This is a genomic window from Nocardia sp. NPDC059236 (assembly GCF_042754085.1).
GTDB lineage: Bacteria > Actinomycetota > Actinomycetes > Mycobacteriales > Mycobacteriaceae > Nocardia.
The window spans coordinates 1-1,063 of the sequence record NZ_JBHZAF010000116.1; the positions used below are offsets into that span (position 1 = coordinate 1).

The 1,063-nt window shown below is 70.6% G+C and carries 2 protein-coding genes; both read left to right on the top strand.

All coding sequences use genetic code 11. The features are described from left to right. The coding region (locus ACFXIV_RS48305; protein ID WP_379421589.1) for a phage protease at positions 1–495 on the top strand (495 nt) is incomplete at its 5' end. 1 nt (position 496) lies between these two features. Then, the gene (locus tag ACFXIV_RS48310; protein WP_379405795.1) at positions 497–943 is read left to right on the top strand and encodes a hypothetical protein; all 447 of its coding nucleotides are present in this window, start codon (positions 497–499) and stop codon (positions 941–943) included. Positions 944–1,063 lie beyond the last annotated feature (120 nt).

Consider the following 1,063-nt stretch of genomic DNA (forward strand, 5'->3'; position numbering starts at 1 on the left):
AACGAGCAGCTCGCGGCGCTTCGGACGGCTCTCGGGCTGGCCGACGACGCCGACCTCGCGGCCATCATCACCAAGATTCAGGAGCTCGCGACCAGCGCGGCCGACCAGGCCCAGGCCGACGCGCAGGCCCAGGCCGACGCCGCCGCGCAGGTCGCCGCCGGTCGCCCGCCCGCTGGCGCGACGGTCGCCATCGACACCGGCCGCCTGGCCGCGCTCGAGGCCGACTCGGCGCAGTTCAAGGCGTATCTCGCTCGCCAGCGCACCGCCGATATCGACGTCGCGCTCTCGACCGCGATCAGCGAGGGCCGCATCACCCCGGCGAACCGGGAGGCCTGGCGCAAGACCCTCGACGCCGACCTCGACCACGGCAAGACCCTGCTCGCGTCCATGGCCCCGAATACCGCGGTGCCCGTGACCGAGCTCGGCCACGCCACCGAGGCCGCTGACATCACCGACGTCCGCAACGACGCCGTCTACAAGAACTGGAGCATCTGACATGGCTGGTGTACTGCAGGTCACCCAGGGTGGCCCGAAGACTTTTATCCCCGCCTCGGGCGAGGTCATCCTGGGCGGGCAGCTCGTCGAGGCCCGCGCCGGCGGCCGGATCGGCGTCGCCGCCGCCGCGTCGGTCAAGGTGCTCGGTGTCGCGCTGTCCGATGCCATCGCCCCCGAGCAGTTCCCGCCCGCCAACGGCACCGACGCACTCGGCCGGACCGTCTTCTCGGCCGTGTTCATCCCGACGACCGTCGCGGTCGCGTACTCCGGTGACGAGGTGGCGGTGAAGTACAGCGCCGCAGCGAATTTCGGCGACAAGCTCGTCGCCACCGCGGCGGGCACTGTCGCCCCCGCTGCTGCGACCCCCGACGCTCGCACGATCGTCGGTATCTGCACCGAACCCGCCGGTGTCGCGGCCAACGCGACCGGCCTGGTCCGAATCGCCTGACGGCGCAACGAGAAAGGAGAGATAACCCATGGCACCCAACACGCTCGTGAGCGTCAGCGACGGCAACCGGTTCACCGTGTCCGACCTGGTCAAGAACCCGTTGTTCATCCCGACCAAGCT

What these genes read in the sequence shown, in the direction of transcription:
- ACFXIV_RS48310 (WP_379405795.1), top strand. Translation starts at nt 497, where the DNA reads ATGGCTGGTGTACTGCAGGTCACCCAGGGTGGCCCGAAGACTTTTATC.